The sequence below is a fragment of the Tepidiphilus sp. HLB4 genome (assembly GCF_054823945.1).
In genome coordinates this window covers 45,464-69,049 of the sequence record NZ_JSYB01000002.1, presented here as the reverse complement: position 1 = coordinate 69,049, position 23,586 = coordinate 45,464, and the positions used below count along the sequence as shown (strand labels likewise).

Here is a 23,586-nt window from a genome sequence, read left to right as displayed (position 1 = left end):
TCGATGTAGGGCACGAGCCGCGCGAGCGGCACTTCCTCGGCGAACACCCCCAAGCGGCGCGGGCGCGGCGGCGCATAGGCCGTCCAGTCGGTGCGAAACGCGTTGGCGCGCGCGGCTTCCAGCGGCAGCAGGGTGTAGCCGGTCTTGGCCGCGTGCCGCTCGCGGATGCGCGCGTAGTCCTCGCGCAGCTTGGCCACGTACGCCTCGCGCTCGCCCGGCGAGAGCAGCGCCGAGACCACCCCCACCGCCCGCGAGGCATCGGGCACATACACCACCGGCCCCTCGTAGTGCGGCGCGATCTTCACCGCCGTGTGCGTGCGGCTGGTCGTCGCGCCCCCGATCAAGAGCGGCACGGTGAAGCCTTGGCGTTGCATCTCGGCGGCCACGTGCGCCATCTCCTCGAGCGAGGGCGTGATGAGCCCGGAGAGCCCGATCGCATCCGCCTTCAGCTCGCGCGCCGCGGCGAGGATCTTCTCGCACGGCACCATCACGCCCAGGTCGTGCACCTCGTAGCCGTTGCAGGCGAGCACCACGCCGACGATGTTCTTGCCGATGTCGTGCACGTCCCCCTTCACCGTGGCAAGCACCAGGCGCCCCTTGGTATGCCCGCCCGTCTTCGCCTTCTCCGCCTCGATGTAGGGCAGCAGGTGCGCCACCGCGAGTTTCATCACCCGGGCGGATTTCACCACCTGCGGCAGGAACATCTTGCCCGCACCGAAGAGATCGCCCACCACGTTCATGCCGGCCATGAGCGGCCCCTCGATCACCGCGAGCGGCCCCTTGCCCTCGGCGGCGAAGCGCGCGCGCAGCTCCTCGGTATCCTCGACCACGTGCTCGGTGATGCCCTTGACGAGCGCATGCTCCAGGCGTTTCTCCACCGGCCATGAGCGCCATTCCTGCACTTCTTCCGCCCTGGCCTCGCCCGTTTGCAGGGTCTGGGCGTAGGCCACCAGCTCCTCGGCCGCGCCGGGGCGGCGGTTGAGCACCACGTCCTCGACCAGCGCGCGCAGCCGCGGCTCGAGCTCGTCGTAGATGCCCAGCTGCCCGGCATTGACGATGCCCATGGTGAGCCCGGCGCGGATGGCGTGATAGAGGAACACCGTATGGATGGCCGCGCGCACGGTCTCGTTGCCGCGAAAGGCGAAGGAGACGTTGGAGATGCCGCCGCTCGTCTTGGCGTACGGCAGGTGGGTGTGGATCCAGCGCACCGCCTCGATGAAATCGACGGCGTAGTTGTCGTGCTCGGCAATGCCCGTGGCGATGGCGAACACGTTGGGGTCGATCACGATGTCCTCGGGCGGGAATCCGTCGGCCACCAGCAGCCGGTAGGCACGCTCGGCGATCTCGATCTTGCGCGCGAAGCCGTCGGCCTGGCCGCGCTCGTCGAAGCACATCACCAGCACCGCCGCCCCGTAGCGCCGCGCGAGCCGCGCCTGCGCGAGGAAGGCCGCCTCCCCCTCCTTGAGCGAGATCGAATTGACGATGCCCTTGCCCTGCAGGCATTTGAGCCCCGCCTCGATCACCTCCCACTTGGAGGAGTCGACCATCACCGGCACGCGCGCGATGTCCGGCTCCACGGCCACGAGCCGCAGGAAGCGCGTCATCGCTGCGGTGGAATCGAGCATCGCCTCGTCCATGTTGACGTCGATCATCTGCGCGCCGGCCTCCACCTGCTGGCGCGCCACCGACAGCGCCTCGTCGTACTTCTCTTCGAGGATGAGGCGGGCGAATTTCTTCGAGCCGGTCACGTTGGTGCGCTCGCCCACGTTCACGAAGAGCGAGTCCGGTCCGATTTCGAAGAGATCGAGCCCTGCGAGCCGCATCACGGGTTTGGCCCGAGGCAGCGGGCGCGGCGCGCGGCCTTCCACGGCCCGAGCGATCGCCGCGATGTGCGCCGGCGTCGTGCCGCAGCACCCGCCCACCAGGTTCACCCAGCCCGCCTCGACCCAGGAGGCGATCTCCGCTGCGAGCGCCTCGGGCGTCTCGTCGTAGCCGGTGGGCGAGAGCGGATTGGGCAGCCCTGCGTTGGGGTGGGCCGAGACGAAGGTGGTGCAGACGCGCGCGAGCGTCTCCACGTGCGGACGCAGCTCACGCGCCCCCAGGGCGCAGTTGAGCCCGAAAGTGAGCGGGCGTGCGTGCGCGAGCGAAGCCCAGAAGGCTTCCGGCGTCTGCCCCGAGAGCGTGCGCCCGGCCGCATCGGTAATGGTGCCGGAGATCATCACCGGCCAGCGCCGTCCGTACTCTTCGAAGAGGCGCTCGAGGGCGAACACCGCCGCCTTGGCGTTCAAGGTATCGAACACCGTCTCGATGAGCAGCAGATCCGCCCCGCCCTCCACCAGCGCGCGCGCCGATTCGAGATAGTCGGCCGCGAGCGTGTCGAAGTCGATGGCGCGAAAGCCGGGATCGTTCACGTCGGGGCTCAGCGACAGCGTCTTCGAAGTCGGGCCGATCACGCCGGCCACGAAGCGGGGTTTGTCCGGCGTGCTGTATGCGTCGGCCAGCGTTCGGGCAAGCCGCGCCGCTTCCCGGTTGATCTCGTAGGCGAGATGCGCCAGGCCGTAGTCGGCCTGCGAAGTGCGCGTGGCGTTGAAGGTATTGGTCTCGATCACGTCCGCCCCGGCCTCCAGATAGGCGCGGTGGATCTCGCCGATCACCTCCGGATGCGTGAGCACCAGGAGATCGTTGTCGCCCTTGAGCTCCACCGGGTGATCCTGCAGCCGCTCGCCGCGGAAATCGGCTTCCGTCAGCCGGTACTGCTGGATCATGGTCCCCATGGCGCCATCGAGCACCAGCACGCGCTCGCGCAGCAGGCGCACGAGCTCCTCGGTCCGGTCCGCTTGCATGCCTCTTTCCTCCACAAAAGCGAAACGCCCGTGAAGCCAGCCGGCGGCAGGGCTTCACGAGCGTCGTTGTCCTGTCCGAGCCTGGCGGCGAGGCGCCGCTGCAACGCTCCTCGGAAAGCCTCGTATTTTACGGTAAGAATGCTTCCAGCACCGCGTTGAGCAGGCGCCAGCCGCGCTCGGTGACGGCGATGCGCCAGGAAAGCGGCTCCACCAGCCCCTGCGCTTCGAGCCGCGCCCAGCGCGGTGCGAGCGTCTCCAAGGGAAGACCCGTGCGCGCCGCGAACCATTCCCGCGGCACCCCCGCGCGCAGCCGCAGCGCGTTCATGAGAAACTCGAAGGGCAGCGCCTCGGGCGCCACCACCGCCTCTTCCTGCACGAAAGGGGCGACGGCCGCCAGATAGCGGCGCGGGTGCTTGTGCTTCATGCGCCGCACGATGCCTCCGGGCGTGCTCAGCTTGCCGTGCGCCCCCGGCCCCACGCCCAGGTAGTCGCCAAAGCCCCAGTAATTCAGGTTGTGCCGGCAGGCTTCCCCCGGCAGCGCCCAGGCCGAGACCTCGTAGTGGACGAAGCCCGCACGCGCGAGCCGCTCCTCCACCGCCGTCTCGATCGCCGCCAGCTCCTCGTCGGCAGGCAAGGCCGGCGGCGCAGCGGCAAAAGGCGTATTCGGCTCGATCGTGAGCTGATAGCAGGAGAGATGCGTCGCCCCGCCAGCGAGCGCCGCTTCCACGTCGGCGAGCGCCGCCGCCGGGCTCTGGCCGGGCAGGCCGATCATCAGATCGACATTGACGCGGGGAAACACGCGCACCGCCGCGGCGAGCGCCGCGCGCGCCTGCGTCCCGTCGTGGATGCGCCCCAGCCGCCGCAGGGCCGCGTCGTCGAAACTCTGCACCCCCAGTGAGAGCCGATTCACCCCGGCCTGCGCGTAGGCCGCGAAGCGCGCCGCTTCGAAGGTGCCGGGGTTCGCCTCCAGCGTAACTTCAGCATTGGGCGCGAGCGGCAGGTGCCGTCGAATCGCCGCCATGAGCCGCTCAAGCGCTTCGCCCGAGAGCAGGCTCGGCGTGCCGCCGCCAAAGAAGACCGTGTCGATCGGCCGCCCGCCCGCGCGCTCGGCCTCGGCCGCGAGGTCGGCTTCCACCGCCGCGAGGAATTCCGCCTCCGGCACCTCGCCTGCGAGCGGATGGGAATTGAAGTCGCAGTAGGGGCACTTGCGCACGCACCAGGGCACGTGCGCGTAGAGCGACAGCGGCACCCGCGCCGGATCGAACGCGCTCAAGCCTCCTCCCGCGCGAGCCGCGCCCTCAGCCGGCGCAAGGCCCGGCCACGGTGGCTCAGGCGATTCTTCTCTTCCGGCGAGAGCTCGGCCGCGGTCTTGCCCAGCGCCGGGAGGTAGAAGAGCGGATCGTAGCCGAATCCCCTCTCCCCACGCGGTTCCGTGAGGATCTCACCCCACCAGCGCCCCTCGGCCACGAGCGGCAGAGGATCTTCCGCCGACCGCAAAAAGACCACGCAGCCATAGAAAAACGCCCGCCGCGCCGCCCCTTCGAGCCCCTGCATCGCCGCGAGCAGCGCCACGTTGTTGCGCGCGTCCGACCGAGGCTCCCCCGCGAAGCGCGCCGAGCGCACCCCGGGCGCTCCCCCGAGCGCCGGCACCGCCAGGCCCGAGTCGTCGGCGATCGCCGGCAAGCCGGAAGCGGCCGCCGCGTGCCGCGCCTTGGCGAGCGCATTTTCCAGGAAGGTCGGATGCGGCTCCTCGGCCTCCGTAATGCCCAGCGCCCCTTGCGCCAGCACCTCCCAGCCGAGCGGAGCGAGCAGCGCCTCGAGCTCGGCCGCCTTCTTCGCGTTGTTGCTCGCGAGCACCACCCGGCGTTTGCCCGAACTCACGCCCGGCTCTCCCGCTGGGCGACAAGCAACTCGCCGATCCCTTTCTCGGCGAGCGCGAGCAGGGCTTCGAGCGCCTTCCGGTCGAACGCCCCGTGCTCGGCCGTGCCCTGCAATTCGACGAAGCCGCCCGCGCCGGTCATCACCACGTTCATGTCGGTGTCGCAGGTGGAATCCTCGGCGTAATCGAGGTCGAGCAACACCTCGCCCCCCACGAGCCCCACCGACACCGCCGCCACCTGGTCGCGCACGGGCGAAGCGGAGAGCACCCCTCGCGCTACCAGCGCCTCGCACGCATCGGCGAGCGCCACCCAGGCCCCCGTGATCGCCGCCGTGCGCGTGCCGCCGTCGGCCTGCAGCACGTCGCAATCGAGCACGACCTGCCGCTCCCCCAGCGCCGCCAGGTCCACCACCGCGCGCAGCGAGCGCCCGATCAGGCGCTGGATCTCCAGCGTGCGCCCGCCCTGTTTCCCTTTGGCCGCCTCGCGCGGCGTGCGCGTGTGCGTGGCGCGCGGCAGCATGCCGTATTCGGCCGTCACCCAGCCCTGCCCCGTCCCTTTGAGAAAGGGCGGCACGGATTCCTCCACGCTCGCGGTGCACAGCACCCGCGTGCGTCCAAAAGCGATCAGCACCGAGCCCTCGGCGTATTCGGTAAAGCCGCGCTCGATGCGCACCGGACGCAGTTCGTCGGCGCGCCTGCCATCATGCCTCATGCATCATCCCTTGAATTTCTGGATCGTCTCGTTGATCTCGCGGATCGCCCGTTCGATCTCTTCGTTGTCGAGGGGTTCGGCCGAAAAACCCGGCGGCTGCTGCGGCAGAGAGAAGGCCGTCGTCACCTGGTCGAGCGCCATGGTCTCGGTGGAAACCGTGTCCGGCGCCAAGGAGGGTTCGCCCTCCTCCCAACGCATGGCGATGAGCGAGACGTTGTCCGAGTTGGGCCCCGCCTCCATCTCCGCCTGCTCCACCAGTTCGGGCACCACCCGCACGAGCGGCCCGCGCGCGAGGCGCTCGGCGATCTCCTCGTCGTCGAGCACCCCCCACAGCCCGTCGGAACACAGGGCGAGCACGTCCCCCGGCTGCAACACCGCCCGCCGACCGAAGTCGACGTGCGGCAAGGTTTCCCCGCCGAGCGAGCAATAGAGGCGGTTGCGGCTGTCGTGCGTGCGCAGCTGCGCCTCGCTGAGCACCCCCTGTTCGATCAGGAGCTGCGCGTGCGAGTGGTCGATGGTGCGCGTGAGCACCTTGCCATGGCGGATGTGATAGAGGCGCGAATCGCCCACGTGCGCCCACCAGGCGTATCCCCCTTCCTGCACGAGGCAGGTGACGACCGTCGCACGCGGGTTCCCCTCGATGTGATTCACGCGAGCATATTCCAGGATCGCATAGTGCGCGTTGATGATCGCCTGCGACAGGAAACTCAAGGGATCCTCGACGCGCGGCTTGGCCGACAGGCGAAACGCCTGGATGAGGCTCTGCAGTGTGATCTGCGCCGCCACTTCGCCAGCCGCATGCCCTCCCATACCGTCGGAGAGCACCATGAGGAGCGCCTCGCGCGAATAGGCATAGCCCACCCGGTCTTCGTTCACCGGCCTTCCACCCACGCTCGTGGCCTGATGGATGGAGAACTTCATCGTTCGGCTCCTTCAGGAAGGGACGGCATCAGCGAGCGGTATTCGGTGGCGGCCACCAAGAACGGCACGTAGGCCGAGAGCACCTTCTGCACCGCATAGGCACTCTGCGGCCGCTTCTCGGGATCGAGCTGCATCAGGTCGACGATGAGATCGATCAGCTCCGGCGTATAGTGCTCCCGATAGGGTTCGAGGCGCTGCGCCAGATCGTCCTTCTCCTGCCGCGCCTCCGCCCGCGGCGGCGCCTGCCCGGTGACGCAGGTATAGAGCGTGGCGCCGAAGCTGTAGAGATCGGTCCACGGCCCGATGTCCTCCCGCTTGCCGCTGAGCTGCTCGGGCGGAGCGTAGCCGGGCGTGAACATCGTGCGCACCCACTCCTGGTCGGAAGACAGGCTCTGGCGCGCCGAGCCGAAATCGATCAGCACCGGATCGCCGTTGCGCCGCAGGTAGATGTTGGCCGGTTTCAAGTCGAGGTGCAGCAGCTTGTGCGTATGCACCTCACGCAGGCCCGAGAGGACCCGCAAGCCCATCGCCCGGATGAAACTCTCGCGCAGCCCCCCGTGCTTTTGCCGGATGTACTGCAGGAGCGTGCGCCCTTCTTCATACTGCATCACCATGTAGACGGTCTGGTTGGCGCGGAAAAAGTTGAGCACCCGGATCACGTTGGGATGATTGATGCGCGCGAGCGACCGCCCTTCCTCGAAGAAACACTTCAGCCCGAAGAGGAAGGCCCGCTCGCAATCGGGCAGGATCTCCGGCTCGATATCCCCTTCCTCGCGCCGCGCCAGGGTATGCGGCAGATACTCCTTGATCGCCACCGTTTTTCCTTCGCGATCGCGGGCGCGATAGACGAAAGAAAACCCCCCTTTGGCGAGCAGGTCGAGAATGCGGTAGCCCTCCACGAGCCACCCCTCGGGCAACGGAGCGTTTTGTTGTGTCGACATGGCCGGACCGGGTATGATAAACCGCCTCGGACGAAGCGTGGAATCACTCAATGATACACAGTATGACAGGGTTTGCCAGCGCGCAAACCCAAATCGGCGCTCGGCTCCTGCGCCTCGAACTGCGCAGCGTCAACGGACGCTTCCTCGACCTCTATTTCCGCCTGCCCGAGGACTGGCGCTCCTTCGAGCCGCTGCTGCGTGAACGCCTGCAAAAGGCGCTCGCCCGCGGCAAGATCGAATGCCGGCTCGAAGTGCAAAGCGCGCCCGTGCAAGCGGCGCTCACGCTCGACGCCGTCGCCCTGCAGGCGCTCGCCCTCACCCAGACCGAAATCCACCGGCATCTGCCCGAAGCGGCCTCCCTCACGGTGGGCGAGATCCTGCGCTGGCCCGGCGTGGTGCGCGAAGCCGAGCTCGATCCCGAGGAAACGCAGCGGCGCCTGCTCGAGCTGCTCGAAGCGGCGCTCGCCGAACTCCTCGCGCACCGCGCCCGCGAGGGCGAGGCGCTCGCCGCCGCCATCCGCGAACGGGCCACGGCCATCGCCGAGCTCGTCGAACGCGCCCGCGCGCTTGCGCCCGAAGCCGTCGAGGCCCAGCGCCGCAAGCTCCTCGAAGCGCTCGAAGCGCTCGGCCAGACGCCCGATCCCCAGCGCGTGGAGCAGGAAGTCGCCCTCGTCGCCCAGCGCCTCGACGTCGCCGAAGAGCTCGACCGCCTCTCCTCCCACCTCCAGGAACTTGAACGCACGCTCACCCGCGGCGGAAGCGTCGGCAAACGGCTCGACTTCCTGCTGCAGGAATTCAACCGCGAAGCCAACACCCTCGCTTCCAAGGCCGGCAGCCTGGCACTGTCGCGCCTCGCGCTCGAGATGAAAGTGCTCATCGAACAGATCCGCGAACAGGTGCAGAACCTCGAATGAACGCGCAGCCTCTAGACGACCTGCCGGAAGCCGAACTGCGCAGCCTCTGCCGCCGCTACCACGTGCGTCGGCTCGCCTTTTTCGGCTCCGTCACCCGCGGCGATTTCGGCCCCGCCAGCGACATCGACGTTCTCGTCGAATTCCAACCCGGCCACACCCCCGGCTTTGCCTTCGCCCGCCTGCAGCGCGAACTCACCCGCCTGCTCGGGCGGCCGGTCGACCTCCACACGCCCCGCAGCCTCAGCCGATACTTCAGAGACGACGTGCTGCACACCGCCCGGATCCATTATGAAGCGCCCCCCGAGTCGCCCCAAGCTCGATGATACCGCCCGTATCCGCCACATGCTGGATGCGGCTCGGCGCGCGCTCGAACTGGTTCGGGGCAAACCGATCGCCGAGCTTCCCCCTGAAGACGAGACCGCCCTTGCCCTGGCCCGCCTTCTCGAAATACTGGGCGAAGCCGCCCGCCAGGTCACGCCGACCACCCGCCTACGCCACCCCACCATTGCTTGGCGCGACATCGCCGACACACGCAACCGCATCATCCACGAATACTTCGACGTCGACCTGGAAATCATCGCCGCCATCGTCGCGCACGATCTACCCGACCTGATCCCCGCGCTGGAAGTAGTCTTGCACGAACTCCTGGAACGCAACCCATGACCCCCCTCGGCACCCTCTACATCGTCACCGCCCCCTCCGGCGCCGGCAAGACCACCCTCGTGCATGCCGTGCTCGAACGCGAGCCGGGGCTGGCGCTGTCCATCTCCTACACCACCCGCGCCCCGCGGCCGGGCGAAGTCGACGGGCGCGACTACCGCTTCGTCAGCCGGGAAGAATTCCTGCGCCTGCGCGACGGCGGCGAACTTCTCGAATGGGCCGAAGTCCACGGAAACTACTACGGCACTTCCCGTACCTGGATCGAAACCCAATTGCAGCAAGACCGCGACGTGCTCCTCGAGATCGACTGGCAGGGCGCGCGCCAGGTGCGCCGGATGTTCCCGCACGCCGTGAGCATCTTCATCCTGCCGCCCTCGCTCGAGGCACTCGAAGCGCGCCTGCGCGGCCGCGGCACCGACAGCGAAGCCACCATCGCCCGGCGCCTGGCCGCCGCCCGCGAGGAGATGCGCCACGTGGAAGAATTCGACTACGTTATAATCAACGACCGGCTCGAGCGCGCCATCGACGAACTCACCGCCGTCGTGCGCGCCGCGCGCCTGCGGCTGCCGGTGCAAAAGCGCCGCCACGCCGCCTACTTCGCCCAACTCCTACAGGAATGACCCCATGGCCCGCATCACCGTCGAAGACTGCCTCAAGCACATCCCCAACCGCTTCGAGATGACGCTCGCCGCCGCCACCCGCGCGCGCCAGCTCTCCATCGGCGCCGAACCGCTCGTGCCGCTCGATCGCGGGCGCGAACGCGACAAACCCACCGTCGTTGCGCTGCGCGAAATCGCCGCCGGCAGAGTCGGCCGCGACATCCTCGACCGCGCCCAGAGCTGAGACCGCCATGCCCGCCGCCGAGATCCTCTCCCCCCCCGACGAGAGCTCCGCGGCGCGCGAACCCTTCGTTTCCGTGGAGCTGCCGCCGTCCTACGGCGCCCTGCGCGAGAAGCTCCTCGGCTATCTCCCCTCCGCCGAAGTCGAACGCATCGACGACGCCGCCCGCTTCGCCGCCTGGTCGCACCAAGGCCAGAAGCGCGCGAGCGGCGAGCCCTACGTCACGCATCCCATCGCCGTCGCCTCCCTGGTGGCCGACTGGAAGCTCGATGCTTCCGCCATTGCCGCCGCGCTCTTGCACGACGTGATGGAAGACGCGCACATCCGCAAGAGCGAGCTCGCCCACCGCTTCGGCCCGGTCACCGCCGAGCTCGTCGACGGCCTCACCAAGATCGAGCGGCTCGAAAGCCAGAGCCTCGAGGACAACCAGGCGGAAAACTTCCGCAAGATGCTGCTCGCCATGGCGCGCGACCTGCGCGTCATCCTCATCAAGCTGGCCGACCGCACCCACAACATGCGCACGCTGGGCGCCGTCGCCCCGGCCAAGCGCCGCCGCATCGCCCAGGAAACGCTCGAGATCTACGCCCCCATCGCCAACCGGCTCGGGCTCAACACCCTCTATCGCGAACTGCAGGATCTCGCCTTCCAGCACCGCCATCCCTGGCGATACGCCGTGCTCGCCCACTCCGTCGAAGCCGCGCTCGGAGCGCGCGACGAACTCCTCGACAAGATCCGCACACTCATCGAACGCCAGCTCGTCGTCTGGGGGGTAGAAGCCCAGATCAGCAGCCGGCGCAAGCACCTCTATTCCATCTACCAGAAAATGCGCAGCAAGCACCTGCGCTTCGAGCAGATCCTCGACCTCTTCGGCTTTCGCGTCGTCGTGCCCGACGAAAAGAGCTGCTACCTCGCCATCGGCGCGCTGCACGCCGCCTTCAAGCCGGTGCCTGGCAAGTTCAAGGATTACCTCGCGCTGCCCAAGCCCAACGGCTACCAGTCGCTGCACACCACCGTCATCGGCCCGCAGGGCATTCCCGTCGAAATCCAGGTACGCACCCAAACCCAGCACCGGCTCGCCGAAGACGGCGTGGCCGCCCACTGGATCTACAAAGACGCCGGCGAGCGCGTCGACGCCTTCGAGCGCCAGACCCACGCCTGGCTGCAATCGCTCGTGCAGCTGCAATCGAACGACCCCGAAGCGCGCGACTTCCTCGAAAGCTTCAAGATCGACCTCTACCCGGACGAAGTCTTCGTCTTCTCCCCGCGCGGCGAGATCTTCGCCCTGCCGCGCGGCGCCACCCCCGTCGACTTCGCCTACGCCATCCACACCGACGTCGGCCACCGCTGCATCGCCTGCCGCATCAACGGCGAACTCATGCCGCTGCGCACGGAGCTCGCCAACGGCGACCGGGTCGAGATCATCACCTCCTCCTACCCCAGCCCCAACCCCGCCTGGCTCAACTACGTGCGCACCGCCAAGGCCCGCGCCGAGATCCGCCACTTCCTGCGCCACCAGAAAAACGAGCAGGCCGTCTCGCTCGGCGAGCGTCTGCTCGACCAGGCGCTGCGCCCGCGCGGCCTCACGCTGGGGCAGATCAGCGTCTTCGCCTGGGACCGCCTCCTGCGCCAGCACACCGGCCGCAGCAAGAAACAACTCCTCGAAGACATCGGCCTGGGGCACCTCAACCCGGCGCAGATCGCCGAAGAGCTCACCCACGCGCAAGACCTCGAATCCGGCCGCCCCGGCGTGCTCAAGCCGCGCGCCTCCGGCCCCGTGCTCATCCGCGGCGACGAAGGGCAAGCCGTCGTCTTCGGCCGCTGCTGCCATCCGCTACCCGGCGACCCCATCGTCGGGCTGCTCAGCAAAGGGCACGGCCTGGAGATCCACCGCCACGACTGCCCGCGCCTGCGCCGCCAGGGCGGCGACCGGCGCTGGATCGACGTCGACTGGGATCCCAACCGCCCCGAAACCACCCGCTTCGAAGTGGGGCTGCGCGTGCTCGCCCGCGACGCCGTCGGCATGCTCGCGCGCATCACCGCCGCCATCGCCGCCGAGCACGGACACATCCTCGCCGTGCAGATGGAAGCCCACCAGGGGTTGTATCTCGCCATCTCCTTCACCCTGCAAGTGGCCGACCGCATCCACCTTGCCCGCATCATGCGGGCGATCCGCCGCGTGCCCGAAGTCGTGCGCCTGCAACGCGGCTTCGACGCCCAAGGAAGCACCCCCCGGGCAGAGCCCTGAACCGCGCCACCCTTCCCAAGCCGCGCCAAGCCCATTACAATCGCGCACGCCCGACTCGACCCGAGGCACACCGGAGAGGAACGATGAACACGACCAACATGACGCAAGAAACCCTCGAAGACGACGACATCCCCACGGTGGAGGAGCTGCTGGCCATGCCCGAAGAGGACTACATGTCCCCGCGCCAGCTCAAGTTCTTCAAGAAGCTGCTGCTCGAAGAAAAGCGAAAGCTGCTGGAAAAAGCCGCCGAGACCACGCAATACCTCCAGCAGGAAAACGAAGTCACCCCCGACTGGACCGACCGCGCCACCATCGAGGAAGAGCAGGCGCTCGAGCTGCGCGTGCGCGACCGCGAACGCAAGCTCATGAAGAAGATCGACGAAGCGCTCGAGCGTATCGAAAAAGGCACCTACGGCTGGTGCGAAGAAACGGGCGAACCCATCGGCCTGAAGCGCCTGCTCGCCCGCCCCACCGCCACCCTCTGCCTCGAAGCGCAGGAACGGCACGAGCGCCTGGAAAAGCTGCAAGGCGGCTGAACCCCCCTCCCGCTTTCGTTCCCGACCACCGCCGGAGAAACCGTTGGAGCTATTCCTGCACGACACGCTCACGCAAGACAAGCGCCGCTTCGAGCCGCTCGACCCCGCCCGGGTGACGATGTACGTCTGCGGCCCCACGGTCTACAACTACATCCACATCGGCAACGCCCGGCCGGTGGTCGTCTTCGACACCCTCTTCCGCCTGCTGCGGCTCTGCTACCCCCAGGTCGTCTACGCCCGCAACATCACCGACATCGACGACAAGATCAACGCCGCGGCCCAGGCCGAAGGCGTGCCCATCCGGGAGCTCGCCGAGCGCTACGCCCGCGCCTTCCACGAAGACATCGCCCAGCTCAACGCGCTCCCGCCCACGGTCGAGCCCTACGCCACCGATCACATCCCCCAGATCATCGCCCTCATCGAGCGGCTCATCGCCCGCGGCCACGCCTACGTCGCCGAAGGGCACGTGCTCTTCCACGTCCCTTCCGACCCCCACTACGGCATCCTCTCCAAGCGCAAGCGCGACGAGCTCATCGCCGGCGCCCGCGTCGAACCCGCCCCCTACAAGCGCGACCCGGCCGACTTCGTGCTGTGGAAACCCTCCCCGCCCGAACTCCCCGGCTGGGATAGCCCCTGGGGCCGCGGCCGTCCCGGCTGGCACATCGAATGCACCGCCATGATCGAGACCCACCTGGGCCAGACCATCGACATCCACGGCGGCGGGCAGGACCTCATCTTCCCCCACCACGAAAACGAGATCGCCCAGGGCACCTGCGCCCACGGCGGGCTCACCTACGCCCGCTACTGGGTGCACAACGGCTACCTCACCATTCACGGCGAGAAGATGTCCAAGTCGCTGGGCAACTTCCGCACCGTGCGCGAGCTGCTGGCGCGCTATCCCGGCGAAGTGCTGCGCTACGCCCTCCTCTCCGGCCACTACCGTAAACCGCTCGACTTCACCCCCGAGTTGCTGGAACAGTCGCTGCACGCGCTCGACCGGCTCTACACCACGCTCGCGCTCACCGAATCCGTCCCCGCTGCCCCGCTCAACCCCCAGGCCGCGGCCGAGCGCCTAGAGCTCTCCCCCGAGCGGCGGGCCGCACTCGTGCCCGAAGCGCTGCCGCACGGGCTCGGCGCCGCGCCCGAATTCGTCGCCGCGCTCGCCGACGACCTCAACACCCCCCAGGCGCTGGCGCTCTTGCACGAAGCCGCCGCGCAGCTGCGCAAAGACCCGACCCCCGAGCGCAAGCGCGAATTCCTCGCCGCCGCCGAGCTCCTGGGGCTACTCGCCGACACGCCGCAGTCCTGGCGTCAGCGCCTGCCCGCCCAAGGGGAAGAAACGCTCAGCGAAGAACGCATCGAAGCGCTGATCGCCGAACGCGCCGCCGCCCGTCGCGACCGCGACTTCGCCCGGGCCGACGCCATCCGCGACGAGCTCAAGCGCGCCGGCATCCAGATCGAAGACACTCCCAGCGGCACCGTTTGGCGCCGCGCCCTCGCCTGAAGGAGTACCGTCATGTACGAATCCGAACACACCAAGTTCATCCGCGACTGGCTCGCCAAGCACCCCGAGCAGCTCGAAGAGCGCCGCAAAGGCCGGGCGCTGTGGTGGGACAAACCGCAGGACCCCGAGCTCACGGAACAATTCCGCCGCGCCGAGGTTCCAACGTATCCCTATTATTACGACGCCGACTCCGCCCATCACGCCTGAGCTCATGCCCGAAGACGTCGCGACCGCCGCCCCGCTTGCCGAGCGCTACGTCCTCCTCGACCTGGAAACCACCGGCGCGCACCCCGAGCGCGACCGCATCACCGAGATCGCGCTGCTGCGCTTCGAAGGCGGCCGCCTCGTCGATCGCTGGCAAAGCCTCGTGCGCCCCGACGTCCCCATCCCCCCCCTCATCGAGCGGCTCGTCGGCATCACCAACGCCATGGTCGCCGACGCCCCCCCTTTCGAGTCGCTCGCCCCCGAACTGCTGCCGCGGCTCGCCGACGCCGTGCTCGTCGCCCACAACGCCCGCTTCGACTACGGCTTCCTGCGCCAGGCCTTTCGCCGCTGCGGGCTCACCTTCGAATCCCCGGTGCTGTGCACCGTCAAACTCTCGCGCGCCCTCTACCCGCAATACCACAAACACGGCCTCGACAGCCTGATCGAGCGCCACGGATTCATCTGCACCGCCCGCCACCGCGCCATGGGCGACGTCGAAGTGCTCGCCCAATTCCTCGACCTCGTGCGGCGCGAATTCCCTCCGGAAACGCTGCTCCTCGCCAAGCGCAAGGCCATGCAGTGGCCCAGCCGCCCGCCGGGGCTCGCCGACGGCGTACTCGAGTCCCTGCCGGACGTGCCCGGCGTCTACCTCATGTACGGAGAAAACGACCTGCCGCTCTACCTCGGCAAGAGCAAACGCCTGCGAAGCCGCGTGCTCGACCACTTCTCCCAGGCGCAGCACCACGGCACGGAAGCCGAGATCGTCCGGCAGGTCCGACGCCTCGACTGGCTCGAAACCGCCGGCGAGCTCGAAGCGCTGCTGCTCGAAGCCGAGCTCGTCAAGCAACTGCAGCCCCTCTACAACCGGCAGCTGCGCGCGCGCGGCGCCTGGGCCATCGAACCGCTCCCCGAACCCAGGCCGCGCGGCCCCGTGGTCGGCTACCGCAACCTCGCCGGCACCGACCCGGCCGAGTGGCTCGGCCGCGTCCACGGCCTTTTCCCCGAGCGCAAGCACGCGGAAAAGGCCCTACGCCAGATCGCCCGCGCCCACGCCCTCTGCCCGCAACGCCTGGGGCTGGAACCCATGCGCCGCGGCCCCTGCCTCGCGCATCAGATGAAACAATGCCTCGGCGCCTGCGCCGGCAAGGAACCGCCCGAAGTGCACGACGCGCGCCTTCGCGCCGCGCTCGCCGCCCTTCCGCCTCGACCCTGGCCCTACGCCGCCGCGGTGCGCCTCACCGAATACGACCCCGAGCGCGAACGCCGCATGACGATCGTCGCCGACCGCTGGTGCCTCCTCACACGCTTCGACCACGAACCCACGCCCGAAGAACTCGCCGCCGCCCTCGAGCGCCCCCGCCGGTTCGATGCCGACCTCTACCGCATCCTGGCGCACGCCTTCGCCCTCACGGCCCCGCAGCCGCTCAGCTAGGCGATCCCATCTTGCCAGCCCCCTGCCGCTGCACCGCCTCCAGCCGCTGCAGCGCCTGATCCACTTCGCCCGTGGCCGCCCACAGCTCCACGATCGACCCCAGGAGCTCGAAGGCCGCGCTCACCCACTGCATCTGCACCTTGGCCAGATCCTGCTCCGCGTTCAGCACATCCACGTTGTTGCGCGTGCCCGCCTGCACCCCCTTGCGCGTGGCCGCGAGCGCCTGCTCCGCCGAGCGCGTTGCCTGATCGAGCGCCGTCACCCGCTCCAGGCCGAAGCGTACCCGAGAATACGCATTCGTCGTGGAGGTGACCAACTCGCGCCGCCGGCCGTCGAAGCGCGCCTGAGCCTCCTCACGCGCCGCCAGCGCCGCCCGCACCGAAGCGTTCACCCCGCCGCCCGAATACAGCGGAATCGACACCTGTACCGCCACGTTGGTGGAGAGATACTCCTCGCCGATCGTCGTCACGCTGTCGCTGCGTGAAAAGGTTCGGCTCGCCACCGCATCCACCGTCGGCAAATGCCCCGCCTTCTGCACCGCCACCTGTTTCTCGGCCGCATCGAGCTGCGCCTTGAGCGAAGCAAGCTCGGGGTTTTGCAGCATCGTCCGCTCGACCCATGCCGTCACCGGTTCCTGCAGCATGTCGCGCGCAAGGCCCCGCACCTCGGTGAAAGGGGTCAGCTCCTCTGGGTTCACCTCCTGTCCGATCAAGGCCGCCAGATCCTGCCGCCCCGTCTCGATCTGCCCCTGCCAATCGACCACGCTCGCCTGCGCCGAATCCAGGCGCGCCTGAGCCTCCTCGATCTCGATGCGCGTTCCCTGACCCGTCTCGAAGGCCCGCTGCGCCTGGCGCAAGACCTCCGTATAGCGCGCCACGTCCTGCTCGGCCACTTTCAGCTGCGTGCGCGCCTCCAGCAGCGCCAGATAGGCTTTGGCCACGCGCGACAAGAGCGTGGCCGTCTCGGCCTCCATCCCGCGCGCACTCGCTTCCGCCAGGCTCTGGGCCCGATCCCAGCTGCGCCATTCGGCCGGACGATAGAGCCCCTGGCGCACCTGCAGCGCCCAGTTCTTCGTATCCGGCTCATCGTATTGCGACGGATAGGGCCCAGACAAATATTTGGTGTGCGTATATTGCTTCCCGCGCGCCGCCGCCGCCGACACCTGCGGCAGCAGCCGCGAGCGCGCCACGTCCACCCCCGCTTCGTCCTGCGCGGCGCGAGATCCTGCAATCTTCACCCGCGCGTCGTAGTCTTTCGCCAGGCGGAACGCCTCGGCGAAATCCAGCGCCCACGCCGGCAGCGCGCACGCCCCGCTCAACAATCCTGCCACCAACCAACGTACCCGCATGGCTCACTGCTCCGTCAAGGCCTGATGGAATCGCCGCAGCAGCGGATCGACCAGATAATGCAGGAAGGTACGCTCGCCCGTCTTGATCACCACGCTCACCGGCATGCCCGGCTGCAGCAGGCGGTTGCCCAGGGTCTCTCTGCCCTTGTCGGTGAGCCGCACCCGCGCCAGATAATGCGGCGGCACGTTCGGATCCTTGTCGACCACGAGGTCCGCCGACACCGACACCACCTCCCCTTCCAGCGGATGCGGCAGCTCCTTGCTGAAGTTCTGCAGCATCACGTCGGCCTTCAGCCCCTGATGCACGTGCTCGATCAAATGCGCCGGCACGCGCACCTCGAATTCCAGCCGTTCGTCGGCCGGAATGATCTCCATGAGCGGCTCGCCCGGGCGCACCACCCCACCCACCGTATGCACCGCCAGCGCGTTCACGTACCCATCCACCGGCGCCTTGATCACCGTGCGCGTGAGCTCCTCGCGCAAGGCGCGCCGCTTCTCGTCGAGCACCGCCACCTGCTTGGCCACTTCGGCGAGCTGCGACTCCACCTCCTTGCGATACTCCTCGCGCCGCTGCGCCGCCCGTAAGCGCGCCTCGTCGGCCTGACGCTGTGACAGATCGAGCCGCGCCTGCAGATCCAGCGCCTGCCGCTCCAGTTCCAGCCGTTGCGATTGCGGCGCGTAGCCTTCGGCCGCGAGCGACCGGATCCCCTTGAGCTGCTCCTGCAGCAAGGTGAGCTGCTCGCGCTTGGAGGCCGCATCCTGGCTGTAGGTGCGCACCTGCTCCTCGAACACGCGCAGGTCACTCGCCAGGGACGAGCGCCGCGCCGCGAAGAGATCGCGCTGCAGCGCCATCTGCCGTCCCGCCTCCGGATCCGTCTTCGCCGCCTCGATCAGCTCCTCGGGAAAGCGGATCGTGCTCGCATCGGCCCGCTCCGCCTCCAGCCGCGCCTTCATCGCCATGAGCGAGAGATACTCCTTGTTCGCGCTCTCGTACTGGGCCGAAGCCGTGGTCTCGTCGAGCACCACCAGGGGGTCGCCCGCGCGCACGAACTGCATGTCGCGCACCAGGATCTCCTTCACGATCCCGCCGGAGAGGTGCGCCACCGTCTTGCGCTTGGATTCGACGATCGTCACCCCTGCCGCCGGCACCCCCGCATCGAGCGGCGCAAGCGCCGCCCAGGCGAAGAACCCGCCCACCAGCACCAGCAGGATCAGCATCCCAATGCGCAGGAAACGCTTCGCCTCGTGCGGCAGGTGCTCCTCGGCCACCACCACCGGCGCGATCGCCCCGTCGATGGTGAGCTCCTTGCCCGCCGGCCCCGTCAACAACTTCTCGTCACTCATCACCGTTCATCCCTGAACCTGTATTCCCTTTCCGAAAAAACCCGCTCACGCCGGCGCCACCGCCTGCCCGCCCTGTTGCTGCTGTGCCGCCGCGGCCTGCGCCTGCTGCGCCGCCCGCTGCAGCGCCGCCAGCACCTCGTCGCGCGGCCCGTAGACCTGCACCGTCCCGTCGCGCATCACCAGCAACCGGTCCACCGCCGCGAGCACACTCGTGCGGTGGGTGATCACCACCACCGTCTTGCCCTGCGCCTTGAGCCGCAACAGCGCCTGCACCAGCGCCGCCTCGCCCACGTCGTCCAGGTTCGAATTGGGCTCATCGAGCACGATCAGCCGCACGTCGCCGTACAAGGCCCGCGCCAGCCCCACCCGCTGGCGCTGTCCGCCCGAGAGCACCGCCCCGCCAGGGCCGATCGGCGTGTCGTAGCCCTGCGGAAAACGCAGGATCATCTCGTGCACCCCGGCCGCCTGCGCCGCCGCCACCACCAAGGGCGCCTCGATCGACCCGAAGCGCGCGATGTTCTCCGCAATCGTCCCGTCGAAGAGTTCGATGTCCTGCGGCAGATAGCCCAGATACCTTCCCAGCTCCGCCTTGTCCCACGATGAAACGTCCGCCCCGTCCAGGCGCACCTTCCCCGCCTGCGGCGTCCACACCCCCACCAGCGCCCGCGCGAGCGTCGATTTGCCCGAACCGCTCGGCCCGATCACCCCCACGATCGCCCCGGTGGGAATGGCGAAACTCACCCCGCGCAGCACCGGCACGGTGCCGCCGGGCGGCGTGAGCACCACCCCTTCCACCACCACCTCGCCCTTGGGCGCGGGCAGCGACATGCGCGGCGGCCGCGCCGGAAAGGCCGCCAGCAGCTGCCCCAGCCGGTCATAAGCGAGCCGCGCCTGCACGAAACCCTTCCAGTTGCCGATCAGCTGATCGATCGGCGCAAGCGCCCGCCCCATCAGGATCGAACCCACGATCATCCCCCCGGGCGAGAGCTCGTTCTTGATCGCCAGCCACGCCCCCAGCCCCAGGATCAGCGACTGCGACGTCACCCGGACGAACTTCGTCACCGACGAAATCAAGCCCGCTCGGTCGCTCGCCACCGCCTGCAGCACCAGATGCTGCACGTGCTTCTTCTTCCACCGGTCGCGCAGCGCCGGCAGCATCCCCAGCGCCTCCACCACCTCGGCGTTCGCCAGATTGTTGTGCGCGAAATTCGTCGCCTCGTTGGCGTACTTGTTCGCCTCCGCCAGGGGCTTCTGCGTCGCCATCTCGGTCACCGCCGTGAGCGCCACCAGGATGAGCGCCGCGCCCACCGAGAACCAGCCGATCAGCGGATGCATCAGGAAAATCACCGCCAGATAGATGGGAAACCACGGCGCGTCGAACAGCACGAACGGCCCGTTTCCGGTCATGAACTGGCGCAGCTGGGTGAGGTCCGTGAGCGCCTGCCGCGCGTTCCCGCCGCGGCGCAGCGTCGCCTCGAACGCCGCGTCGAACACCCGGTCGTTCAGTTTCGCCTCCATGGCCGCCCCCACGCGCACCAGCACCCGCGAGCGCACGAACTCGATCGCCGCCATCACCAGGAAGAGCGCGACCACCAGGATCGTGAGCATCAAGAGCGTCGTCTCGTTGCGGCTGTTGAGCACCCGGTCGTACACCTGCAGCATGTAGAGCGGCGCGGTGAGCTGCAGCAGGTTGATCACGAACGAAAACGCCCCGACCCCAAAGAAAAACGGGCGCATCGAGCGCAGTATTTCCCTCATTTCAGCAAACTGCATTCGATCCTTATCCACGGTCATCACATCCCATGTCGGTTGAACGGTCTCTCGTGCGCAGGGCAATATGATATATCGCTACCAGGTGAGTAGGGCGGGAGTAGCACGGGCTCCTCCCACCCAGGAGATTCCTCATATCAATGCAAAATGGATAAAAATTTATGGTTCTAGACTACATTGGACGAGAAGTCTGTCGCTGCAGAATCTCCAAGAGTCGCCGCACTTGCGCGTTGTCCGGGGCGAGCTGCTGCGCTTTCCGGGCATCGCTGAGCGCCGCTTCGGTTCTTCCTTGGCGGGCCGACAACAAGGCTCTCAGACTCAGTAACTGGGCATCTTCCTCCACCGCGGGGCCAAACGCCGCCAGCCGACGTTCTGCCTCTTCGAACCGACCAGCCCGACCCAGCGCATCGATCCAGAGGATTTTCAGCTCGCGCGGCAACTCTCCCACGGCAGACCAGCGCGTCAGGAGATCGGCGGCTTCAGCGGGTCGATCGAGTCGAATCAGGGATCGAGCATAGGCGCGCAGCACCGTGGTCACCGCGGAATCATCCAAACGGCGTGGCAGGCGGGCGAGATCGGAACCAAAGGACGACTCGGCCAAGCGGAGAGATTCGTCATACTGGCCGACATCGGAAGCCAAGTCGATGGCAAGCGCCACGAGGTTCGTCCGTGACACACGGAAGCTCGGATCGATCGACGCCTGCAGTGCCGCTCGAATCTCACGCCAGGCACCCGCCAAGTCACCGGTCGCCTTGCGCGAGAGCGCGAGGTAATATTCGGTCACTCCAGGAGGACCGTTGAGCCGGCGCGCCTGCTCGAAATCCTGCAAGGCCCCCGTGGCGTCGCCCTCTTTCAATCGAGCGATGCCGCGACTGAAGAGCGGCCGCCACGCGGCATAATGGCGTGGATCGCTCCACGCCGTAGCCGGCAAGGCTTTTACCGCTTGGTCCCACAACGCCAGCGGCGAGCGGAAAGTCTGCGCATGCCAGACGGCGGCAAGGAACACGATCGCAAGATAGACGGCAACGACCGGACCCAGCCAGCACGCGGCAAACGCAGGCCAACGATGGCGTATCCAAGCCAAACCGCCCACCGCGACGAAAGGAAGTCCGGTCGCCCACCAGTAGCTGCGGTAGAGGACGACGGGGTCGAGGATGCGATAGACGGTGAATTCGATGAGAAAAGAGGTGGCAAACCACGCGAGCCCCAGCGCCAGCCAGCGCTTCGCTGCATCCCTGCCACGGGCGAGGTAACCCCACGAGCCGATGAGCACCAAGAGATAGCCAACGAAGGCGACGATACCAATAGCATCATATGGATTGACCGACAGCGCCGGACGCAAATCGATCGACATACGCCATACATCTGGAACCAACCAGACGTAGAGGTAGAAAAAAAACGCCTTCGCTTCCAGCAGGATCGACAGCCACCACAGAAGCCCCAACGGCCGATCGGTGATCTGGGCGAGGGACTCGAGAATCCACGGCGGGACTTGGCTCTCGCCATGGACGAAATACGCCCACAGTGCCCCACGAAACACGAACCAGACGAGGGCTGCAGCCGCGAGCAATAGCGCCACCAAGACGAGGAAAGCGCGCAAATCGAGCGCACGCCCGTCGGGTCGCTGCGAAGCCCGATGCACGAGGTAGAGCATGCCGAATCCGGCCGCAGCCGTAATTGCCTGCTCCTTGGAGAAAACGGCAGCGACATAAGCGGCCACGGCGAGCAACAGAAAAGCCCCCGTAGCAGCAAGGCTCGCGAACGCTCCAACGACGAAACGAAGAAGAGGTAGGAGAGCAGCGCAAACGTCGTCGCCATCACGATCGAACGCTGCTGCAGGTACGCCACGGCGTAGAGCGCAACGGGCGAGACGGCGAACCACGCCACGGCGGCGGACGTCCACCAGGAAGGGAGCGATTCGCGCGATGCCTCCCACCGCAGAACCGATCGCACCAGAGCATGGAGCAACAAGACGTTGACGACGTGAAGTCCTAAATTGAAGAGCCGCTGCGCGAGCACCGATCCGGGGGCCACGGCATCGACGAGATGAAACGCCGCATAGGAAAGAAAGCGTTTTCCGCCGATGACATAGGGGACGAACTGCCAACGAGAGACATCATCGAATAGATTGACGTCATCGAAGAAGGGCTCGGTGCGCAACGTCACGCCATAGACTGCCAACAGCCCCACGACCAACCCCAGTAGCGGGGCCCAACGGCGAACCAAGTTCGGTGCGAACATCATTACTCCTCGAGTCTTACCAGCATCTCTTCATCGGCTTCAGTAAAAAATTCTGCACTCGGGCGAGCGATACGGGCCGGTTCGTTTCTCTCGCATGGGCCCTCCACTCGGGGCTACAGAAAAAATTTCCCAGCATTCCAATGCACGGCCGAGGACCCCATCGGCTTGCACCACGCAGATCGCTCATCTATCATATGGAAAGATGCACCAGACGATCAACCCGATCCAGGAGCCAACATGTCCATCTCCTTCACCTACGGCGATCACGAGTATATCCTCGTGACCACACCCATGACGTGGATCGAAGCGAAAAATTACGCCACGGAGCTGGGGGGTCACCTAGCCATCATCGATTCCGCGGAAGAAAACAAAGCCATTTTCTCCGCAGTGACGTCCGCCATTTCGAGTGCGCCATACGCCCCCGACGGAGGCGGCGCCAGCTACGTCTGGTTAGGCGCTTCCGACATTGGGAACGAGGCACACTGGACATGGGTAGATGACACTCCTTTGATCTACGTCAATTGGGGTAGCGGTCCTCTCGGAACGGAACCCGACAACTTCGGCGGCAACCAGAATGCCATGGGGCTAGGGCTCCAACCATGGCCTTATCCCACCGGAGGGATCGGTCAACCCGGTCAGTGGAATGACATCTCGGAAAACAACCGTCTTTTCTCCCTCGTCGAGATCGACCACCTTCCTTCGAGCTCAACGAACCCGGCTCCGCCAGCAACGAATACTCCTCCAGCGACCGATACTTCTCCGGGAAACACACCCCCTGCGTCACCTGCACCCCCAGAGGCATCTGCACCCTCTGAATCACCTGTACCCCCTGAAGCACCAGCGACCGACTGGGGCGGCGTACTCGTCTTTTCCCCTTTCCGGTTCAGCTTTCCCGAATCGATCACGAATCTGGTCCAGATTCGCGCCATGCCCGATTCCGCTCACTGGGGACTCGGCACTTTTCTCTCTCCGGTGCCCTTCAAGAACGCATTCCACGGTGTGCCGGAGATTTCCGACGTCCATTCCTGGAACGTCCTTTCCCTTCCCGCATCATGGTTTGCCACGTCCCTCATGGCCAATGACGCACAGACCAAGCCGACGGTCGAGAATACTCAACCCGACCTTTCCTCCGTCGAGATGACCGGAATTCCCACCTTCGAAGGGTCGATGGCTTGGGGATGACAAAGCACTAGCAGGAAATCTGAACACAGGACTCCGGCGGCCGGTCAGCACGGCCGCCGGGAAGGAAGTA

General features: G+C 67.2%; 21 protein-coding genes and 1 riboswitch. Of the genes, 11 read left to right on the top strand and 10 right to left on the bottom strand.

Features of this window, described 5'->3' with window-relative positions; translation table 11 throughout:
* The 6 genes from metH to OA56_RS00330 form a co-directional block, all read right to left on the bottom strand.
* On the bottom strand, positions 1-2,843 hold a 2,843-nt coding region (metH, locus tag OA56_RS00355; protein WP_461583105.1), incomplete at its 3' end, for a methionine synthase.
* Positions 2,844-2,894: 51 nt separating this feature from the next.
* Positions 2,895-2,961: riboswitch (S-adenosyl-L-homocysteine riboswitch) on the bottom strand.
* A 9-nt stretch (positions 2,962-2,970) separates the two neighbouring features.
* Entirely contained in the window at positions 2,971-4,116 is a 1,146-nt protein-coding gene (gene hemW / locus OA56_RS00350) for a radical SAM family heme chaperone HemW (RefSeq protein ID WP_461583104.1), read from the bottom strand.
* A complete protein-coding gene (gene rdgB, locus OA56_RS00345; protein ID WP_055422433.1) occupies positions 4,113-4,724 on the bottom strand; it encodes an RdgB/HAM1 family non-canonical purine NTP pyrophosphatase in 612 nt (203 codons plus the stop codon). The genes hemW and rdgB overlap by 4 nt, the downstream gene beginning before the upstream one ends.
* Positions 4,721-5,434 carry a ribonuclease PH gene (rph, locus tag OA56_RS00340; RefSeq protein WP_461583103.1) on the bottom strand — a complete coding sequence of 238 codons (714 nt, stop codon included), beginning with the start codon at positions 5,432-5,434 and terminating at the stop codon, positions 4,721-4,723. Before rph ends, rdgB begins: the two co-directional genes overlap by 4 nt.
* A gap of 3 nt (positions 5,435-5,437) precedes the next feature.
* The gene (locus OA56_RS00335) at positions 5,438-6,355 is read right to left on the bottom strand and encodes a PP2C family protein-serine/threonine phosphatase (RefSeq protein ID WP_461583102.1); all 918 of its coding nucleotides are present in this window, start codon (positions 6,353-6,355) and stop codon (positions 5,438-5,440) included.
* Positions 6,352-7,296, bottom strand: a complete 945-nt coding sequence (locus OA56_RS00330; RefSeq protein WP_461583101.1) for a serine/threonine protein kinase — start codon at positions 7,294-7,296, stop codon at positions 6,352-6,354. The genes OA56_RS00335 and OA56_RS00330 overlap by 4 nt, the downstream gene beginning before the upstream one ends.
* Positions 7,297-7,358: 62 nt before the next feature.
* On the opposite strand from OA56_RS00330, the gene OA56_RS00325 reads away from it, so the two are divergent.
* The 10 genes from OA56_RS00325 (at position 7,359) to OA56_RS00280 (ending at position 15,631) form a co-directional block, all read left to right on the top strand.
* A complete protein-coding gene (locus tag OA56_RS00325) occupies positions 7,359-8,210 on the top strand; it encodes a YicC/YloC family endoribonuclease (protein ID WP_461583100.1) in 852 nt (283 codons plus the stop codon).
* On the top strand, positions 8,207-8,533 hold the full coding sequence (locus OA56_RS00320) for a nucleotidyltransferase family protein (protein WP_461583099.1): 327 nt from the start codon (positions 8,207-8,209) through the stop codon (positions 8,531-8,533). Before OA56_RS00325 ends, OA56_RS00320 begins: the two co-directional genes overlap by 4 nt.
* The gene (locus tag OA56_RS00315) at positions 8,499-8,873 is read left to right on the top strand and encodes a HepT-like ribonuclease domain-containing protein (protein WP_461583098.1); all 375 of its coding nucleotides are present in this window, start codon (positions 8,499-8,501) and stop codon (positions 8,871-8,873) included. Before OA56_RS00320 ends, OA56_RS00315 begins: the two co-directional genes overlap by 35 nt.
* Positions 8,870-9,490: a guanylate kinase gene (gmk, locus tag OA56_RS00310; protein WP_461583097.1), complete on the top strand. Its 621-nt coding sequence runs from the start codon at positions 8,870-8,872 to the stop codon at positions 9,488-9,490. The genes OA56_RS00315 and gmk overlap by 4 nt, the downstream gene beginning before the upstream one ends.
* Before the next feature lie 4 nt (positions 9,491-9,494).
* On the top strand, positions 9,495-9,713 hold the full coding sequence (gene rpoZ, locus OA56_RS00305) for a DNA-directed RNA polymerase subunit omega (RefSeq protein WP_461583096.1): 219 nt from the start codon (positions 9,495-9,497) through the stop codon (positions 9,711-9,713).
* Between the two features lie 7 nt (positions 9,714-9,720).
* On the top strand, positions 9,721-11,955 hold the full coding sequence (locus tag OA56_RS00300; RefSeq protein ID WP_461583095.1) for a RelA/SpoT family protein: 2,235 nt from the start codon (positions 9,721-9,723) through the stop codon (positions 11,953-11,955).
* A gap of 83 nt (positions 11,956-12,038) precedes the next feature.
* Entirely contained in the window at positions 12,039-12,491 is a 453-nt protein-coding gene (gene dksA / locus OA56_RS00295; RefSeq protein ID WP_072247866.1) for an RNA polymerase-binding protein DksA, read from the top strand.
* Between the two features lie 43 nt (positions 12,492-12,534).
* Positions 12,535-13,995, top strand: coding sequence for a cysteine--tRNA ligase (cysS, locus tag OA56_RS00290; protein WP_461583094.1), 1,461 nt, complete (start codon positions 12,535-12,537; stop codon positions 13,993-13,995).
* A gap of 12 nt (positions 13,996-14,007) precedes the next feature.
* On the top strand, positions 14,008-14,202 hold the full coding sequence (locus OA56_RS00285) for a DUF3460 family protein (RefSeq protein ID WP_037989220.1): 195 nt from the start codon (positions 14,008-14,010) through the stop codon (positions 14,200-14,202).
* 4 nt (positions 14,203-14,206) lie between these two features.
* Positions 14,207-15,631, top strand: a complete 1,425-nt coding sequence (locus tag OA56_RS00280) for an exonuclease domain-containing protein (RefSeq protein WP_461583093.1) — start codon at positions 14,207-14,209, stop codon at positions 15,629-15,631.
* Here the strand turns inward: OA56_RS00280 and OA56_RS00275 are convergent.
* The 4 genes from OA56_RS00275 to OA56_RS00260 all read right to left on the bottom strand — a co-directional run bounded on the left by OA56_RS00275 (position 15,624) and on the right by OA56_RS00260 (position 21,822).
* A complete protein-coding gene (locus OA56_RS00275) occupies positions 15,624-16,979 on the bottom strand; it encodes a TolC family outer membrane protein (protein WP_461583092.1) in 1,356 nt (451 codons plus the stop codon). The two genes, OA56_RS00280 and OA56_RS00275, sit on opposite strands and share 8 nt — an antisense overlap.
* Positions 16,980-16,982: 3 nt before the next feature.
* Complete coding sequence (locus OA56_RS00270; RefSeq protein WP_461583091.1) at positions 16,983-18,323, bottom strand: HlyD family type I secretion periplasmic adaptor subunit; 1,341 nt, start codon at positions 18,321-18,323, stop codon at positions 16,983-16,985.
* 45 nt (positions 18,324-18,368) lie between these two features.
* Positions 18,369-20,096 (bottom strand): type I secretion system permease/ATPase, encoded by a 1,728-nt coding sequence (locus OA56_RS00265; protein ID WP_461583090.1) that lies wholly within the window; start codon positions 20,094-20,096, stop codon positions 18,369-18,371.
* Positions 20,097-20,265: 169 nt separating this feature from the next.
* On the bottom strand, positions 20,266-21,822 hold the full coding sequence (locus OA56_RS00260; RefSeq protein WP_461583089.1) for a hypothetical protein: 1,557 nt from the start codon (positions 21,820-21,822) through the stop codon (positions 20,266-20,268).
* A 749-nt stretch (positions 21,823-22,571) separates the two neighbouring features.
* On the opposite strand from OA56_RS00260, the gene OA56_RS00255 reads away from it, so the two are divergent.
* Positions 22,572-23,516, top strand: coding sequence for a lectin-like protein (locus OA56_RS00255; RefSeq protein ID WP_461583088.1), 945 nt, complete (start codon positions 22,572-22,574; stop codon positions 23,514-23,516).
* The last annotated feature ends 70 nt before the right edge of the window (positions 23,517-23,586 follow it).

What these genes read in the sequence shown, in the direction of transcription:
- dksA (WP_072247866.1), top strand. Translation starts at nt 12,039, where the DNA reads ATGAACACGACCAACATGACGCAAGAAACCCTCGAAGACGACGACATC.
- OA56_RS00275 (WP_461583092.1), bottom strand. Translation starts at nt 16,979, where the DNA reads ATGCGGGTACGTTGGTTGGTGGCAGGATTGTTGAGCGGGGCGTGCGCG.
- OA56_RS00285 (WP_037989220.1), top strand. Translation starts at nt 14,008, where the DNA reads ATGTACGAATCCGAACACACCAAGTTCATCCGCGACTGGCTCGCCAAG.
- OA56_RS00315 (WP_461583098.1), top strand. Translation starts at nt 8,499, where the DNA reads ATGAAGCGCCCCCCGAGTCGCCCCAAGCTCGATGATACCGCCCGTATC.
- OA56_RS00300 (WP_461583095.1), top strand. Translation starts at nt 9,721, where the DNA reads ATGCCCGCCGCCGAGATCCTCTCCCCCCCCGACGAGAGCTCCGCGGCG.
- OA56_RS00325 (WP_461583100.1), top strand. Translation starts at nt 7,359, where the DNA reads ATGACAGGGTTTGCCAGCGCGCAAACCCAAATCGGCGCTCGGCTCCTG.
- OA56_RS00265 (WP_461583090.1), bottom strand. Translation starts at nt 20,096, where the DNA reads ATGCAGTTTGCTGAAATGAGGGAAATACTGCGCTCGATGCGCCCGTTT.
- OA56_RS00270 (WP_461583091.1), bottom strand. Translation starts at nt 18,323, where the DNA reads ATGAGTGACGAGAAGTTGTTGACGGGGCCGGCGGGCAAGGAGCTCACC.
- OA56_RS00320 (WP_461583099.1), top strand. Translation starts at nt 8,207, where the DNA reads ATGAACGCGCAGCCTCTAGACGACCTGCCGGAAGCCGAACTGCGCAGC.
- OA56_RS00255 (WP_461583088.1), top strand. Translation starts at nt 22,572, where the DNA reads ATGTCCATCTCCTTCACCTACGGCGATCACGAGTATATCCTCGTGACC.
- gmk (WP_461583097.1), top strand. Translation starts at nt 8,870, where the DNA reads ATGACCCCCCTCGGCACCCTCTACATCGTCACCGCCCCCTCCGGCGCC.
- rph (WP_461583103.1), bottom strand. Translation starts at nt 5,434, where the DNA reads ATGAGGCATGATGGCAGGCGCGCCGACGAACTGCGTCCGGTGCGCATC.
- OA56_RS00280 (WP_461583093.1), top strand. Translation starts at nt 14,207, where the DNA reads ATGCCCGAAGACGTCGCGACCGCCGCCCCGCTTGCCGAGCGCTACGTC.
- rpoZ (WP_461583096.1), top strand. Translation starts at nt 9,495, where the DNA reads ATGGCCCGCATCACCGTCGAAGACTGCCTCAAGCACATCCCCAACCGC.
- OA56_RS00330 (WP_461583101.1), bottom strand. Translation starts at nt 7,296, where the DNA reads ATGTCGACACAACAAAACGCTCCGTTGCCCGAGGGGTGGCTCGTGGAG.
- OA56_RS00335 (WP_461583102.1), bottom strand. Translation starts at nt 6,355, where the DNA reads ATGAAGTTCTCCATCCATCAGGCCACGAGCGTGGGTGGAAGGCCGGTG.